We start from the raw sequence: 15,583 nt of genomic DNA on the forward strand, positions 1-15,583 counted from the left end.
GTCGGACAGATGACTGGCATCGAACACCACTGCCTTGAGTTTCGGGCCGAGCCCGGCGACCCAGGCGGGAGCCTCGAGATCTTCGCCGGCAAAGCTGTAGCACTCGTCGGTGAGTGCCGGGGCGATGGCTTCGACCTTGCGTACCAGCGGCCCGCCGCCCAGCACCAGCGCGCCTTCGATCGGGCGCAAGCGTCCGGCCTGCCAGCGCTCCAGCGGCGCCGGTCGCGGCAGGCCGAGGGCGTCGACCAGGCGGCGGCCGAGGTTGGAGTTGGCAAAGCCGAGATAGCGGTCACTCATGGTGCGGGTCTCCCTGAAGGCAAGCATGCAAGTGTGGACCATGTTTGTGGCAAGGTCGTTCGAATGCGGCAAAAACGCCTAGGCTGTAGCCAACCTAGCCGAAGTGACGGGCCTTGAGCCCGTCATCCAATCGGATCAAATTGTTTCAGGAGGAATCAGCGCATGCATTCACCTCGACGGGTCGCGATCCTGGGGGGCAACCGTATCCCCTTCGCCCGCTCCAATGGCGCCTACGCCACTGCCAGTAACCAGGCGATGCTCACTGCCACCCTGGAAGGCCTGGTGGAGCGTTACCGCCTGCATGGCCAGCGACTGGGCGAGGTGGTGGCGGGGGCGGTGCTCAAGCATTCGCGGGACATGAACCTGACCCGCGAGTGTGTGCTCGGTTCACGCCTGTCGCCGCACACCCCTGCCTACGATATCCAGCAAGCCTGTGGCACGGGCCTTGAGGCAGCGCTGCTGGTGGCCAACAAGATCGCCCTAGGGCAGATCGACAGCGGCATTGCTGGCGGCGTGGATACCACCTCGGACGCGCCGATCGCCATCAATGAAGGGCTGCGCCGAGTCTTGCTGCAGGCGAACCGGGGCAAGCAGTTGAGCGAGCGCCTGAAGCCCTTCCTGAAGGTGCGTCCGAGCTTCCTGAAACCTGAGTTTCCACGCAACGGCGAGCCACGCACTGGGCTGTCGATGGGCGAGCACTGCGAGCGCATGGCGCAGACCTGGCAGATCGGCCGTGCCGAACAGGACGAACTGGCACTGCTCAGTCATCGCCATCTGGCTGCGTCCTACACCGAAGGCTGGCACGACGACCTGCTCACGCCCTACCTCGGCCTGACCCGCGACAATAACCTGCGCCCGGACCTCACCCCTGAGCAGTTGGCCAAGCTCGGACCGGTGTTCGACAAGGGCGCTCAAGGCACCCTGACCGCCGGCAACTCCACGCCGCTGACCGATGGCGCCTCGCTGGTGTTGCTGGGCAGCGAGGCCTGGGCCGAGGCGCGCGGGTTACCCGTACTCGCCTATCTGGTCGATGGCGAGACCGCGGCGGTGGACTTCGTCAAAGGCCAGGAGGGGCTGCTGATGGCGCCGGTTCATGCCGTGCCGCGGCTGCTGGCGCGCAATGGCCTGAGCCTGCAGGACTTCGACTACTACGAAATCCACGAGGCCTTCGCGGCCCAGGTGCTGTGCACGCTCAAGGCCTGGGAGGACGAGCGGTACTGTCGCGAGACACTGGGGCTGGAGGGCGCGCTAGGCTCGATCGATCGCAGCAAACTCAACGTCAAGGGCAGCTCGCTTGCGGCAGGGCACCCGTTCGCCGCCACCGGCGGGCGCATTCTGGCCAACATGGCCAAGCTGCTGGCCACGGCGGGCAAGGGGCGCGGGCTGATCTCGATCTGCGCGGCGAGCGGGCAGGGGGTGACTGCGATCGTCGAGCGTTGAGGTGTTAACCTTGTCGGACCCACGACAATAAACAGTGCCATGCAGACCCTCGGACAGATTTCCGCCCCCCGCGCCATCCCCGACCTCGAGCAACTGCCCAGGCCACTTTACGCCCGTGCCGAAAGCCTCGGCGCGGGTTCCTGGACCACGCGTCACCGACATGATTGGGTGCAGTTTTCCTATGCGATCAGCGGTGTGCTGGGGGTCTACACCAGCGATGGCAGCTACTTCGCGCCACCGCAGTGGGGGGTGTGGATCCCGGCCGGTCTCGAACACGAAGTGGTGACCTCGATGCAGGCCGAGATGCGCAGTCTGTATGTGCGTCGCGATGCCTGTACCTGGGCTGCCGACGAATGCCGGGTACTCGAAGTGACTCCGCTGGCGCGGGAGCTGATCAAGCAGTTCTGCCAGATGCCAGCGTCGTATCCCGAAGGCGACAGCGCCGAGGCGCGCCTGGTAGCCGTCTTGCTCGACCAGTTGCAGGCGTTGCCGCAGGTGGGATTTTCGCTGCCGCTGCCGCGTCATGCCGGGTTGCTTGCGCTGTGCAATCAGTTGATCGCCGCGCCCGACCAGGCGCAGACCCTGCAGCAATGGGCACTGCAGTTGGGCTGCTCGGAGAAGACCCTGATGCGCCTGTTCCAGCGCGAAACGGGGCTGAGCTTCCGTAACTGGCGCCAGCGCATGCGGCTGTTGTCATCACTGGCATTGCTGGAGGCGGGGGAGAGCGTGACCGATGCAGCACTGGGCTGCGGGTATGACTCGACATCGGCCTATATCGCCGCGTTCAAGCAACTGTTCGGTGCGACGCCTGGGGAGCTTCGTTTCTAACGACGACCGACCCAGTCTTATCCGACGTTATTTCGAACGGTCAATGCGAACAACTCGCTTCTCACGATCCATACGGAACTGTCTGACCGATCTTCTTTTTGCTCCAACGTAACGTCCGCCTCTCGAGCCAATATCCTGAGAGGCATTTCCATGACTGGATCACTGATTTTACTGCGGCGCCATCCGCTGGCGGTAACCCTGACGTTCACTTTGGGCGCAAGTCTGGCTGCCAATGCCGCGGACTTGGGGCCTGGCGAGTTTGCGCTGGTCTCCCCTGGAGACCCTGTCGAGGATTGGCACCTGGGCAGCGGAGCGCGTCTTGACGTGCGCCCGGGCGCCGAGACCGGGCGTATCACTGGATTCGACGGCGGTCAGGTCAACGTCGAGGGAGCCAAGGTGAGTTCGACCGACAGGGCTGCAATCAGCATCGTGGATGGTGCGGTCAACCTGACCAATGCCACGGTAGTCAGCACCGGCTCCATCGGTATGGCCCTTGGAACGCTGGGCGATGACACTTTGACGTCTACGGCAATCTTGAGCGGCAGCAGTGTGCGCGGTGCCACCACTGGGGTGGAGTTGGACTCGGCTGATCTGCACGCGCGCAGTTCGCGCATCCACGGTGACAGAGCAGGTGTTGTACTCAAGGGCGGAACACTTGCGTTGCATGAAGGGACCGTGGTGTCGGGGGGCGTCGGCCTGGAAGTCGGTACACCGGAGTTCTGGCAAAAGGATCTGTCCAATCAGGTCGTTGTTCAAGCCAGTCTGATCGAGGGTCTGCAGGGTAGTGCGGTAGTGGTTCGTGACGCACAGGTGGACATCCGGGTGGCCGACGGAGGCCAACTCAAAGGCGCCAACGGCGTGCTGCTTGAGGTCATCGAGGGGGGCGAGGCCTCGCTTCACGTGAGCAACAGTCGCCTGGAAGGCGACATCCGCGTCGAGCAGGGTGCCAGTGCTGATATCACCCTGGACAATGCGGCGCAGTTACGAGGCCAGCTACATAATGTCCAGCAGTTGCAGATTGGCGCGCAGTCCAGGTGGGAGACGGTAGCGGACGCTCAGGTCGGGACTCTCGACTTGCGCCAGGGTTCGGTGGTCGTGCAGTCAGGCAGTAGCCTGCGAGCCGACACCTTGCAAGGAGAAGGTACGTTCTGGCTCGACCATAGCCGCTTGCAGATAGACAGTCATGCCAGCGGCAGCTTTGCCTTGCACCTGGCAAGTTCTGGCCATGAGCCACAGGGGCCGGTGGTCGGAATCGGCAGTGGTGATGCGACGTTCGATCTGGCATCCGGCCCGGTCGATGCAGGGGCCTTTGCTCACGAGTTGGTCCGCGAAGGTGACCAGTGGAGTTTGCGGCCACAGGTCGACATGCGGGGCAAGGCGAGACTGAGCAATGCCGGTGAGACGGCGATGGCGTTCGACAGTTCGCTTGAAGCCGCGTCGCAGGTCGAGTCCCGATGGGTTGTCGGACGCCTCGAAAAACTGCGGACCAATGGTGGTTCAGCCGGGTTGTGGATGCATACCGGCACGACCGGCTTTGATGTCGACAGTGCAGTCGGCACCCGCTATACCCAGCGCGTTGGTGGCTTTGCCCTGGGCGCTGATACTTTGCTCGATGATACTTGGCGGGTCGGTGCGGCAGTGGGGCTCAGTCATTCGGCGATTGGCCTGCAGCGCGGCTCATCTGCAACACTGAACAGCTACTTCTCCGCGTTGTATGCCGGTTGGGGCGACAACTCCGGTTACTACGCCGATGCTGCGCTCAAGCTCAACCTGTTTGACGGCACCCTCGATGCCCGGGCTCACGATGGACGCAAGGTGTCCGGCAATCGCCGTCAGGGGGGGTATGGGCTCACGCTGGAGACTGGTCGTCGCTTGAGCCTTGATCAAGGTTGGTATGTGCAGCCTTTTGTACAACTGAGTGCCGCGATCGTGCAGGGGCAGCGCAGCAGCTTGAGTAATGGGCTTGAGGTCGAGTCATCTAACCAACACCTGAACATGGGGACGCTCGGTATCAAGGGGGGGCGCGTCATCGTCTTGAACAATGGTCTGGAACTGTCGACCCATGGCCGCATCGCGGTGATGGACAACCTGGGCGGCACGCGCAGGGTCAGCCTCAACGGTCATGAACTCGACAACAGGTTCAGCAGCGGGCGCACCGAAATGGCATTGGGCGTATCGTCCGAGGTGCTGTCAGGCTGGACAATCAGCACGGAGGTTGAGGCTGCCCGCGGGCGCAATGTTGATCAGCGTTATGGGATCAACCTCGGCCTGAGCCACTCGTTCTGAGTGTGGCGCGCCACACCGAGGGTTGCGGTGTGGCGCGTGAACTTCAGGTCCTGAACCGCCGCACCAGCGCATCCAGCTCGTTGGACAACCCTTCCAGGCTCTGGGAGTCCTGCCGCGCCGCTTGTGCAAGCTCGGCCACCAACTGCGCATCGCCGTGAATCTGGCTGATATGCCGATTGATGTCCTCGGCCACCTGGTGCTGCTCTTCGGCGGCGGTGGCGATCTGGGTGTTCATGTCACGGATGATGTCTACCGACTCGCGGATCTGCCCGAAGCTGTCGCGCGCCAGGCCGATGCGGTTGACCGACTGCTGCGACACCTCAAGGCTGGCATGCATCTGCTCGGCCACCTCGGCGGTACGGTTGGCGAGGTTGCCCAGCAGCCCGTCGATCTCGGCGGTGGAGTCGGCGGTGCGCTTGGCCAGGGCGCGGACTTCGTCGGCTACGACGGCAAAGCCACGGCCCTGCTCTCCGGCGCGGGCCGCTTCGATGGCGGCGTTGAGGGCCAGCAGGTTGGTCTGCTCGGCGATCGAGCGGATGGTGCCGAGGATCGACTGGATCGCGTTGCTGTCGCGCTCCAGTTGCTGGATCGACTGCGCCGATTGCTCGATCTCCTGGCTCAGGCGGTCGACGCTCTGCACGGCCGCATCTATCTGCTGTTGCCCTTCGCGTGCCTGTTGCTGACCGCTGTCGGCCGACTGCGCGGCCTGACTGCAGGAGCGCGCCACTTCGTTGGCGGTGGCGACCATTTCATGGAAAGCAGTGGACACCATGTCCACCGCCTCGCGCTGACGGCCGGCGGCTTCGGCCATGTCGCCGGACACCCGGGTGGAGCTGGCCGAGGTGCTGAGGATCTTGCTGGCCGCGCCGCCGATATGCTGGATCAGGCTGCGGATCGCCCCCAGGAACTGGTTGAACCAGTTGGCCAGTTGCGCGGTTTCGTCGCTGCCTCGCACTTCGAGATTACGGGTCAGGTCGCCTTCGCCCTGGGCGATGTCTTCCAGGCCGCTGGTGACGCTGTTGATCGGCCGTACGATGAGCTTGGCGAAGGCAGCGCCAGCCACGGCGAAGACTGCCGCCAGCACCAGTGCGAGGGTGCCGATCAGCCAGGTCAGGCGGGTGGTGGTCTGCATCACCTCGTCCTGGCGGATGAGGCCGATGAAAGTCCAGCCCAGGCGCTCGTCGGGGTAGATGTTGGCCATGTAGCGCTCGCCGTCGAGCGTCACTTCGGCCAGGCCCTTGCCGGCCTTGGCCAGCTCGGCGTAGCCGCCGCCGAAGCTTTCCAGCTGCTTGAAGTTGTGGCTGGCGTCACGCGGGTCGACCATGACATTGCCGTTGTTCTCCATCAGGATCAGGTAGCCGCTGTCACCCAGCTTGATCTGCTTGACGATCTCGGTCAGCCCCTTGAGCGAGACGTCGATGTTGACCACGCCGCCCGGGCTACCGAGCTGGTTGGCCACGGTGCGCACGGTGCTGACCAGCACGGCGTCGTCGCCGGCCCAGTAGTAGGGCGCGGTGCGCAGGGTCTTGCCGGGGCTGGCCATGGCGGCCTGGAACCAGGGGCGGGTGCGTGGGTCGTAGCTGGCCATCTTCGGATCGCCCGGCCAGAACGCATAGCCGCCGTCTTTCACGCCGTAGGACACGTACGCGTAGTCGGGGTGGCTCTGGGCCAGGCGGGTGAACTGGTCGTACAGCGCCTTGTCCTGCTCGCCCAGGGGAATCTGCGCGGCGTCGGCGGCAATGTACTTCTTGAGGTTGTCGGCGCTGGCGGTGACCAAGGGCTGGCTGGCGAGGTACTCGACGTTCTGCGCAATGCCCTGGAAGAAGATGTTCATCGCGTTGCCGACCTGGCGGATCTCCCGGCTGCTGCCATCCAGGAAGTCGTCCTGCGCTTCTTCACGGAGGTTCAGCACCACTACGGTGGCGACCAGAACGATGGGCAGGCCGGCAATGACGGCGAAGGCCCAGGTCAATTTTTGCTTGATGTTCATCCACGCTCCCGGATTTTTTCTTGTCGACGCATGAAACTGGTATACAGGGCATCGGCAGGGCGCAGGAATTTCTGAGTGAAACACCCGTATTTATTGGATGAAATTTGATATTGAGGTCGGTTCGGCCAGGGTTGGCTAATATGGCATACCAAAATACTGCCGCGGGCCGTCAGGCACCCCCCGGCAGCGTTCAGTGGCAGCATTCACCTTCGTTCGCCAGGTCCCTGAGAATCGGGCAGTCGGGGCGATCATCGCCCTGGCAGTGGGCGACCAGCTCGCTCAAGGTATCGCGCAGGCTCACCATCTCTTCGATCCGCCGGTTCAGTTCGTCGATATGCTGTGTCGCCAGCGCCTTGACGTCGGCGCTGGCGCGCTGGCGGTCTTGCCAGAGCGTCAGCAGCCGGGACACTTCTTCCAGGGAAAATCCCAGGTCGCGCGAGCGCTTGATGAACGCCAGGCTGTGCAGGTCTTCCTGCTGGTACAGCCGATAGCCGCTGTCGCTGCGCAGCGCCGGCTTGAGCAGTCCGATGGACTCGTAGTAGCGGATCATCTTGGCGCTGAGCCCGCTGCGCCGGGCGGCTTGGCCGATGTTCATGGCGTCTCCTTCGAGGCGATGCCGGTGGGCTTCCAGGTCTTGAGCCACAGGGCGTTGCTCACCACGCTGACGCTGGAGAGCGCCATGGCCGCGCCAGCCAGAACCGGGTTGAGGAAGCCAAAGGCGGCAAGCGGGATACCGATCAGGTTGTAGATGAACGCCCAGAACAGATTCTGACGGATCTTGGCGTAGGTCTTGTTGCTGATTTCCAGGGCCGCAGGTACCAGGCGAGGGTCGCCGCGCATCAGGGTGATGCCGGCGGCCTGCATTGCTACGTCCGTGCCGCCTCCCATGGCGATGCCGATGTCGGCGGCGGCCAGGGCCGGGGCATCGTTGATGCCGTCGCCGACCATGGCCACCACGGCGTTCTGCTTGAGTGCGTTGACGGTGGCCGCTTTGTCGGCTGGCAAGACTTCGGCGTGCACATCGTCGATGCCCAGCGCCTCGGCGACCACTTTGGCGCTGCCGCGGTTGTCGCCGGTCAACAGGTGACTGCTGATGCCCTGTGAGCGCAGTGCCGCGATCGCCTGCTCGGCGCCGGGCTTGAGGCTGTCACCAAAGGCGAACAACCCGAGCACGCGGGCATGCGGTGTGCGCTCGATCAACCACGACAAAGTGCGACCTTCGGCTTCCCAGGCCTGGGCCTTATCGAGCAGGGCGCCGGGCTCGAGGCCGCTTTCGTCGAGCAGGCGCCGGTTGCCCAGGGCCAATACCCGGCCTTCGACCGTACCGGCGATACCGCGCCCGGTGAGCGACTGGCTATCGCTCACCAGGGGAATCTGCAGAGCGTGCTCGGCGCCGGCATCCAGCACGGCCTTGGCCAGCGGATGCTCGCTGCCGCGTTGCAGGGCTCCGGCCAGGCGCAGCAGGTCGTGTGCATCGCCGACGGCGGCTTCGCTGTGGACGATGCGGGGGCTGCCGGAGGTCAGGGTGCCGGTCTTGTCGAAGACCACGCGATTGACCGCATGGGCTCGCTCCAATGCTTCGGCGTCCTTGATCAGGATGCCATGGCTGGCTGCCACACCGGTGCCGGCCATGATCGCCGCTGGTGTGGCCAGGCCCAGAGCGCAAGGGCAGGCGATCACCAGTACGGCCACGGCGTTGATCAGTGCGCTTTCCAGCGGTGCGCCGGCCAGCCACCAGCCGACCAGGGTGATCAAAGCCAGTACCAGCACTGCCGGGACGAACACTTGGCTGACCCGGTCGACCAGCTTCTGGATCGGTGCCTTGGCGGCCTGGGCGTCTTCGACCAGGCGAATGATCCGCGCAAGTACGGTTTCGGTGCCCAGGGCCAGGGTGCGCACCAGCAGGCGTCCTTCACCGTTGATCGAACCGCCGGTGACCTTGTCGCCGGGCTGTTTGGGCACTGGCAGGCTTTCGCCGCTGATCAGCGCTTCGTCGGCGTGACTGCTGCCTTCGATTACCTCGCCGTCGACCGGGAAGCGCTCGCCGGGCTTGACCAGCACCAGGTCGTCCAGGCGCAACTGGCTGATCGCTACGTCTTCCTCTCGGCCTTCGACCACGCGCAATGCGCGTTCGGGGCGCAGGGCTTCCAGGGCGCGAATGGCACTGGCGGTCTGGCGCTTGGCACGGCTTTCCAGGTATTTGCCCAGCAACACCAGGGCGATTACCACGGCCGAGGCTTCGAAGTAGAGGTGAGGCTCCATGCCCACATGGGCCTGGGACCATTCGTACAGGCTCAGGCCATAGCCAGCGCTGGTGCCGAGCGCTACCAGCAGGTCCATGTTGCCTGCGCCGGCACGCACGGCTTTCCAGGCGGCCTTGTAGAAGCGTGCGCCGAGGATGAACTGCACCGGTGTCGCCAGTACGAACTGAGCCCAGGCCGGCAACATCCAATGCAAGCCGAACGGCTGCACCAGCATTGGCAGTACCAGGGGCAGGGCCAGCAGCAGGGCGGCGATCACCGCGAGGCGTTCGTTGCGCAGGCGTCGCTGCGCGTCATGGCGATCGTCCTGGGCGGTACGTGGCAGGCTGGCGCTGTAGCCGGCCTTTTCCACGGCGCCGATCAAGGCGTCGTCGCTGACGCCCTCGAGTACCCTGAGGTGGGCGCGTTCGCTGGCCAGGTTCACGCTGACCTGCTCGACGCCGGACACCTTGCCCAGGGCGCGCTCGACGCGGCCGACACAGCTGGCGCAGGTCATGCCGCCCACCTGAAGTTCAAGGGTGCGGCTCGGCACGCTGTAGCCGGCCTTGCGCACGGCCTCGAGCAGGTCCGGCAGGCTTTCGGCCGGAGCCTGGACCCTGGCCTGTTCGGTGGCAAGGTTGACGCTGACCTGTTCGGCGCCGTTGACCTTACGCAGCGCGCGCTCCACGCGGCCGACGCAACTGGCGCAGGTCATGCCGCTGATCGGCAGGTCGAAGGTAGTTGATGCGGACATGGGCTTTCCTCCGTGATCGAGCCTGCAGCATCAAGCTTGCCATGTTGGTAAGGTCAATACCCTAGGCCGGCTCGCTTCAATTCCAATCCATTCTGGCCCACGGCGATCCGGTATTTGTTGATCTGCCCCGCTTGCAGGTTGAGGCGGGTGCTGCGCTGGTCTTCGACGCCGGGTGCACAACCGGGCACCTGCCCGGGCAGCAGGCGCAGGCGCACGTCCACCGGTCCAGGCGGCAGGTTGAACGAGGTCGATTGTTCCTGGAACACACGGCCGGAAAGCTGGTCGTTGAGATACACACCGATTTCGCAGCTGGTGGCCACTTCCAGGCGTTCCCGGGAAATGATCAGCACGCTGTAGTCCGAATTGCCCTCGGCGCTGACCGGTGGCACGACGGCCACGGCACTCAGCAGCCCGACGAGGCCCAATGCTGCCCTGATCATGAAACTTCTCCTGGTTGGCGAGTCGTCAAAAGCGCAGCTTGGCCGAGCCGCTCGCGGATTTCCAGCCCGGCCGTTTTGTGCAGAACTTGACCTTGCCATGATGGCAAGCTTGAAACTCTCCGCAAAACCCAGATGGAGGTAGTTCCAATGCAAGTCTTCAATGTGCAGGGCATGAGCTGCGGTCATTGCGTCAAGGCAGTGACCCGTGCGGTTCAGGAGCAGGATGCGACGGCGCAGGTGGAAGTCGACCTGGGCGCCAAACAGGTGCGGGTGCAGAGCCAACTCGGGGTGCAGCAGATCCTGGAAGCGATCCGTGAAGAGGGTTATCAGGTCGAGCCGGCCTGACGGCGATGAACGGTGGTACCTGCTGCGGGTATCACCGTTTTCGGGCGTAACTGTTACAAAGCTTTTCATACCAGGCCGATCCCAGTGCAGTTAGACTAGTCCGTTGCTTAGCCTGCTATGGATTCCCGATGAACTTGCGCATCCTGTTGATCCTCGGCGCTCTCTCGGCCTTCGCGCCGTTGGCGATCGACTTCTATCTCCCCGCGTTCCCTGCCATGGCCCAGGCCTTCGGCACCGATGAACAGCACGTCCAGACGACCCTGGCTGCCTATTTCCTTGGTTTGTCGCTTGGCCAACTGGCCTATGGCCCGATCGCCGACCGTTTCGGCCGACGCAAGCCACTGTTGTTCGGTATCAGCCTTTTCACCCTGGCGTCGCTCGCCTGCGCCTACGCCCCGGACCTCGACACTCTTGTGGTGGCGCGGTTCATCCAGGCATTGGGTGGGTGTGCGGGCATGGTGTTGTCGCGTGCCATCGTCGTCGACAAATGTGACGCGGTGGGGGCAGCCAAAGCGTTTTCGCAATTGATGCTGGTGATGGGGCTCGCGCCGATTCTCGCGCCGATGCTCGGTGGCGTGCTGATCAATGTGTCTGGCTGGCAGTCGATCTTCCTGGTGCTCAGCCTGTTCAGCGCCGCCTGCCTGCTGGCGGTGAGCCTGGGGCTGCCGGAAAGCCTGCCAGCCCATGTGCCCCGCCAGCCGCTGTCGGGTGCCTTGCGTCAGTACCTGCGGCTGCTGGGCGATCGTGTGTTCCTGGGGCATGCGCTGACGGGCGGCATCGCCATCGCCGGCATGTTCGCCTATATCGCCGGTTCCCCGTTCGTGTTCATCAAGCTCTATGGTGTACCGGCCGAGCATTACGGCTGGCTGTTTGGCACCAATGCTGCCGGTTTCATCCTCTGCGCCCAGGTCAACGCCCGACTGCTGGCCAAGCGCGGCCCTGCCTTCCTGCTGGCCCGAGCGGTATGGCTCTACCTGGCTGCCGGGTTGGTACTGCTGGGGGTGGCGCTGCTGCGTCCGACGCAGTTGTGGCCATTGCTGGTGCCGCTGTTCGTTTGCATCGCCAGCCTGGGCTGCATCATTCCCAACGCCTCGGCCTGTGCCATGAACGGGCAAGGGGCCAGGGCCGGCAGCGCATCGGCATTGATGGGCAGCCTGCAGTTCAGCGTCGCCGCAGGGGCGGCAGCGCTGGTGGGGGTTCTGCATGATGGCAGCGCAGTGCCGATGGCCTTGGTGATCAGCTTGTGCGGTGTGCTGGTAGTCAATGTCGCGATGCTGACTCGACGCCTCCAGTCCAGGCAGGCTGCATGAGGGGGTGAGGGGCCTTCAGGCGTGTCTCCAGAACGGCGACGAATGCCCGGGCCTCCGCCTCGCTGCGAAAACTCACCACATGTTGATCGAGCTGTACCTGCCAGGGGCAGTTGGGGTGGCGGTTCGATGTACTGACGACAATCTTCATCGCGGCATCCTCCAGTCGGGGTGAGAGCGAAATCAGTGTAGCGCCGTCCCTATTGCCCGCCACATGCCGGGGTGACGTCCTGACTGACGGTCACCCGAGGGACGAAAGGCTGATTCAACCAAGATGCGAACCTTCGCTTTTTCTTGCCCTACTTGTGGAACTCGACTGTCGGCATTGTTCCTCTGTTGTGGCCTTTATCTGGCAAGGAATCTGGCCAGGTCCGGGATGTTAGAGGGGATGCTGATAGCGCTTGTCATTTACCGGCGTTTTTCGATTTCGCGAAGGGTGCTACTACCCTCGGTCTTGTGTCGCGAAACGTTGGCCAAACCCAACTAGTACAGGGCTTTCGGCGGCTTATACTTGCCCCCAGGAGCGGTTTCCCCACCAGGCGGTGCTTCCCACACTGCCTGACAGGCTGCAACCCACACTATCTGCTGCAACCTCTGGCCATTCCCACTGCCATGATGGCCATTGGATAAAAAACGGACCTTGCAATGGAGTTGATAGAGTATGAAAGCAGTCAGCAGTATCAGTCAGATCGCCGGTCTGATGGCCGAGCCCAAGCGCAGTGCCATGCTCTGGGCCCTGATCGATGGATCTTCTCGGCACGCTGACGAGTTGGCACTCATGATTGGCGTTACGCCGTCATCGGCCTGCGCGCACTTGTCTTTGTTGTCGGCTGCCGGCCTGCTGCGCCTCGAGGCACGTGGGCGCAAGCGCTATTTTCGACTGGCCACCCCCGAGGTGATCGCCGCGGTCGAGGCACTGGCCAGCGTGCAGCTTGGCGGTCGTGGCGAATGCCAGGGATCGGTCAGGCCGTTGCAGGTGCCGCTTTCGTTGCGCAGGGCGCGACGTTGTGGCGATCACCTGGGTGGCGAAATTGCGGTAGACCTGTATCGGCGCATGGTGTCCGCCGGCTGGTTGGAGGGCAATGACCTGCACCCTACCGTGAGCCTGGAAGGGCGTGTGCAACTGGCCGCGATTGGCGTCTACATCGATGCGCTGGCGCCGCGCCAGCGTGGTGCCTGTGTGGTCTGCCACAGCAGCGAGTGGAGTGACAACGGCCCCCACCTGGGCGGTGGTGTCGGGCAAGCGATGCTCAGGTTGTTCATGCAGTCTGGCTGGATACGCGAGCAGGAGGGGTCACGCGTGATGCAGATTTCTTCCCTGGGTATTCAAGAGATCAACCGTATCGCGAGGGTGCCGGCATTGCAGGTGGGCTGAAGTGCCCCTGTAATGCCGGCTGTGCTCGTTACTCAAACCAGACGTGCATCCAGGCTGTTCTGCGCCAGGCGCTTTGCCTGCTCTTGAGACATGCCCAGATGCTGGTACAAGGCGTGGAAGTTTTCCGTGACATATCCGCCGAAGTAGGCCGGATCGTCGGAGTTCACCGTGACCTTGACCCCACGCTCGAGCATGTCGAGGATGTTGTGCTGGCTCATATGATCGAACACGCAGAGCTTGGTGTTCGACAGCGGGCAGACGGTCAGCGGAATCTGTTCATCGATGATGCGTTGCATCAGCCGCTCATCTTCGATAGCTCGCACGCCGTGGTCGATGCGCTTGATTTTCAGCAGGTCGAGGGCTTCCCAGATGTACTCGGGCGGCCCTTCCTCGCCGGCGTGGGCAACGGCGACCAGGCCTTCGTTGCGGGCTCGGTCGAAGACGCGCTGGAACTTGCTTGGTGGATGGCCTTTCTCCGAGCTGTCCAGGCCCACGGCAATGAAGGCATCGCGGAATGGCAGGGCCTGGTCGAGGGTCTTCTCGGCCTCCGCCTCGCTGAGGTGACGCAGGAAGCTCAGGATCAGGCCGCTGCTGATACCCAACTGCTCGCGACCATCCTTGAGCGCCTGGTTGATGCCGCCGAGCACCACCTCGAAGGGGATACCCCTGTCGGTATGGGTCTGTGGGTCGAAGAACGGTTCGGTGTGAATGACGTTCTGCGCCTTGCAGCGTTGCAGGTAGGCCCAGGTCAGGTCGTAGAAGTCCTGCTCGGTGCGCAGTACATCAGCGCCCTGGTAGTAGAGGTCGAGAAACTCCTGCAGGTTGTTGAACGCGTAGGCGCTGCGCAGCGTCTCCACGTCGGCCCAGGGCAGGGCGACCTTGTTGCGTTCGGCCAGGGCGAACAGCAGTTCCGGCTCCAGCGAACCTTCCAGGTGCATATGCAGTTCGGCCTTGGGCAAGGCATTGAGCCAGTCATACATAGGGTGTGATCTCGAATCAGGTACGGTTGGCCGACATTCTACAGGGCTATGCGCTATTCGGTAGGGCGGGGCTGCCCGGCAGCCCCGCTCTGCTTCAACCGGCAATCAGGGCGGCTGCCGCCTGACGATGGTCGGCGATCAGGCCCTGGACATCGAGCCCTTCGATCTGGCCATCGATCACGCGCCAGTGGCCGCCGACCATGACTCGGTCAGCCCGGTCCGCCGCGCACAGCAGCAGCGCCGACAGCGGATCGTGGCTTCCGGAGAAACGCAGTTCGTCGAGCTTGAACAACGCCAGATCCGCCTGCTTGCCCACCGCCAGCTCCCCAATGTCGCTGCGGCCCAGCAGTTGCGCCGAGCCACGGGTTGCCCAGCCCAGCGCGCGCTCGGGCGTGATCTGCTCGGCGCCGTAGCGCAGGCGTTGCAGGTAGAGGGCCTGGCGCGCTTCGAGGATCATGTTCGAGGCATCGTTGGACGCCGAGCCGTCTACACCCAGGCCGACTGCGGCCCCGGCCGCTTCGAGCTCGATGGTCGGGCAGATTCCCGAGGCCAGGCGCATGTTCGAGCTCGGGCAATGGCAGATGCCGGTACCGGCAGCGCCCAGGCGCGTGATTTCGTCGGGGTTGAAATGGATACCATGGGCCAGCCAGGTGCGTGGCCCGAGCCAGCCGACACTGTCCAGATAGTCCACGGTGCGCAGGCCGAAGCGCTGCAGGCAGAAGTCTTCCTCATCGAGTGTTTCGGCCAGGTGGGTATGCAGGCGCACGTCCAGCTCTTCGGCCAGGCTGGCGCTGGCGCGCATGATCTCTGGCGTGACCGAGAAGGGTGAGCAGGGCGCCAAGGCTATCTGGATGCGCGCGCCTTCGCCACGCTCATGATAACTGTGGATAAGTCGCTGACTGTCGGCCAGGATCACTTCGCCTTGTTGCACTGTCTGCTGCGGGGGCAAGCCGCCGTCCGCTTCACCCAGGCTCATCGAGCCGCGGGTCAGCATGGCGCGCATGCCGAGCTTGCGTACGACCTCTACCTGTACGTCGATGGCGTGGTCCAGACCTTCCGGGAACAGGTAATGGTGATCGGCGGCGGTGGTGCAACCCGACAGCAGCAGCTCGGCCAGTGCAACCTCGCTGGCGAGCGCCAGTTTGGCCGGGGTTAGCCGTGCCCACACCGGGTAGAGGGTCTTGAGCCAGGGAAACAGTGGTTGGTTGACCACAGGAGCCCATGCGCGGGTGAGGGTCTGGTAGAAGTGGTGGTGAGTGTTGATCAGACCAGGTAGCACAACGTGCTCACGGGCATCGAAC

13 protein-coding genes and 2 pseudogenes are annotated in these 15,583 nt (G+C 63.8%); 6 read left to right on the plus strand and 9 right to left on the minus strand.

Going from position 1 to position 15,583, the window contains the following annotated elements; genetic code table 11:
- Positions 1-297 (minus strand): annotated as a pseudogene (locus VA602_RS13440) (3-oxoacyl-ACP reductase); the annotation flags it as partial.
- A gap of 162 nt (positions 298-459) precedes the next feature.
- Between VA602_RS13440 and VA602_RS13445 the strand changes: the two are divergent.
- The 3 genes from VA602_RS13445 (at position 460) to VA602_RS13455 (ending at position 4,851) form a co-directional block, all read left to right on the plus strand.
- Positions 460-1,737, plus strand: a complete 1,278-nt coding sequence (locus tag VA602_RS13445) for an acetyl-CoA C-acetyltransferase (protein WP_323453437.1) — start codon at positions 460-462, stop codon at positions 1,735-1,737.
- A gap of 39 nt (positions 1,738-1,776) precedes the next feature.
- On the plus strand, positions 1,777-2,565 hold the full coding sequence (locus tag VA602_RS13450) for an AraC family transcriptional regulator (protein WP_153774057.1): 789 nt from the start codon (positions 1,777-1,779) through the stop codon (positions 2,563-2,565).
- 150 nt (positions 2,566-2,715) lie between these two features.
- Complete coding sequence (locus tag VA602_RS13455; protein ID WP_323453438.1) at positions 2,716-4,851, plus strand: autotransporter outer membrane beta-barrel domain-containing protein; 2,136 nt, start codon at positions 2,716-2,718, stop codon at positions 4,849-4,851.
- A gap of 43 nt (positions 4,852-4,894) precedes the next feature.
- On the opposite strand, the gene VA602_RS26785 is transcribed toward VA602_RS13455, so the two are convergent.
- The 5 genes and pseudogenes from VA602_RS26785 to VA602_RS13475 all read right to left on the minus strand — a co-directional run bounded on the left by VA602_RS26785 (position 4,895) and on the right by VA602_RS13475 (position 10,275).
- The gene (locus tag VA602_RS26785; protein WP_370671049.1) at positions 4,895-5,662 is read right to left on the minus strand and encodes a methyl-accepting chemotaxis protein; all 768 of its coding nucleotides are present in this window, start codon (positions 5,660-5,662) and stop codon (positions 4,895-4,897) included.
- Positions 5,663-5,752: 90 nt separating this feature from the next.
- Positions 5,753-6,841, minus strand: a pseudogene (locus tag VA602_RS26790) (HAMP domain-containing protein); the annotation flags it as partial.
- 190 nt (positions 6,842-7,031) lie between these two features.
- On the minus strand, positions 7,032-7,436 hold the full coding sequence (gene cueR / locus VA602_RS13465) for a Cu(I)-responsive transcriptional regulator (RefSeq protein WP_054895192.1): 405 nt from the start codon (positions 7,434-7,436) through the stop codon (positions 7,032-7,034).
- Positions 7,433-9,835, minus strand: a complete 2,403-nt coding sequence (locus VA602_RS13470; protein WP_323453440.1) for a heavy metal translocating P-type ATPase — start codon at positions 9,833-9,835, stop codon at positions 7,433-7,435. The genes cueR and VA602_RS13470 overlap by 4 nt, the downstream gene beginning before the upstream one ends.
- Before the next feature lie 53 nt (positions 9,836-9,888).
- Positions 9,889-10,275: a hypothetical protein gene (locus tag VA602_RS13475; RefSeq protein WP_054895190.1), complete on the minus strand. Its 387-nt coding sequence runs from the start codon at positions 10,273-10,275 to the stop codon at positions 9,889-9,891.
- 147 nt (positions 10,276-10,422) lie between these two features.
- Here VA602_RS13475 and VA602_RS13480 point away from each other — a divergent pair, with 147 nt between their 5' ends.
- Both VA602_RS13480 and VA602_RS13485 read left to right on the plus strand, forming a co-directional pair.
- On the plus strand, positions 10,423-10,620 hold the full coding sequence (locus VA602_RS13480; RefSeq protein WP_323453441.1) for a heavy-metal-associated domain-containing protein: 198 nt from the start codon (positions 10,423-10,425) through the stop codon (positions 10,618-10,620).
- 128 nt (positions 10,621-10,748) lie between these two features.
- Positions 10,749-11,930, plus strand: coding sequence for a multidrug effflux MFS transporter (locus VA602_RS13485; RefSeq protein WP_054895188.1), 1,182 nt, complete (start codon positions 10,749-10,751; stop codon positions 11,928-11,930).
- On the opposite strand, the gene VA602_RS13490 is transcribed toward VA602_RS13485, so the two are convergent.
- Positions 11,881-12,078: a hypothetical protein gene (locus VA602_RS13490; RefSeq protein ID WP_081255318.1), complete on the minus strand. Its 198-nt coding sequence runs from the start codon at positions 12,076-12,078 to the stop codon at positions 11,881-11,883. The two genes, VA602_RS13485 and VA602_RS13490, sit on opposite strands and share 50 nt — an antisense overlap.
- 510 nt (positions 12,079-12,588) lie before the next feature.
- Between VA602_RS13490 and VA602_RS13495 the strand changes: the two genes are divergently transcribed.
- A complete protein-coding gene (locus VA602_RS13495) occupies positions 12,589-13,302 on the plus strand; it encodes an ArsR/SmtB family transcription factor (protein ID WP_063546244.1) in 714 nt (237 codons plus the stop codon).
- Positions 13,303-13,334: 32 nt separating this feature from the next.
- Here VA602_RS13495 and VA602_RS13500 read toward each other — a convergent pair whose 3' ends face one another.
- Positions 13,335-14,282, minus strand: a complete 948-nt coding sequence (locus tag VA602_RS13500) for an adenosine deaminase (protein WP_065861691.1) — start codon at positions 14,280-14,282, stop codon at positions 13,335-13,337.
- 94 nt (positions 14,283-14,376) lie between these two features.
- Positions 14,377-15,583, minus strand: a 1,207-nt coding sequence (locus VA602_RS13505) for an 8-oxoguanine deaminase (protein ID WP_323453442.1), incomplete at its 5' end; no start/stop codon positions are given.

Source organism: Pseudomonas machongensis (assembly GCF_034961125.1).
Lineage (GTDB): Bacteria > Pseudomonadota > Gammaproteobacteria > Pseudomonadales > Pseudomonadaceae > Aquipseudomonas > Aquipseudomonas machongensis.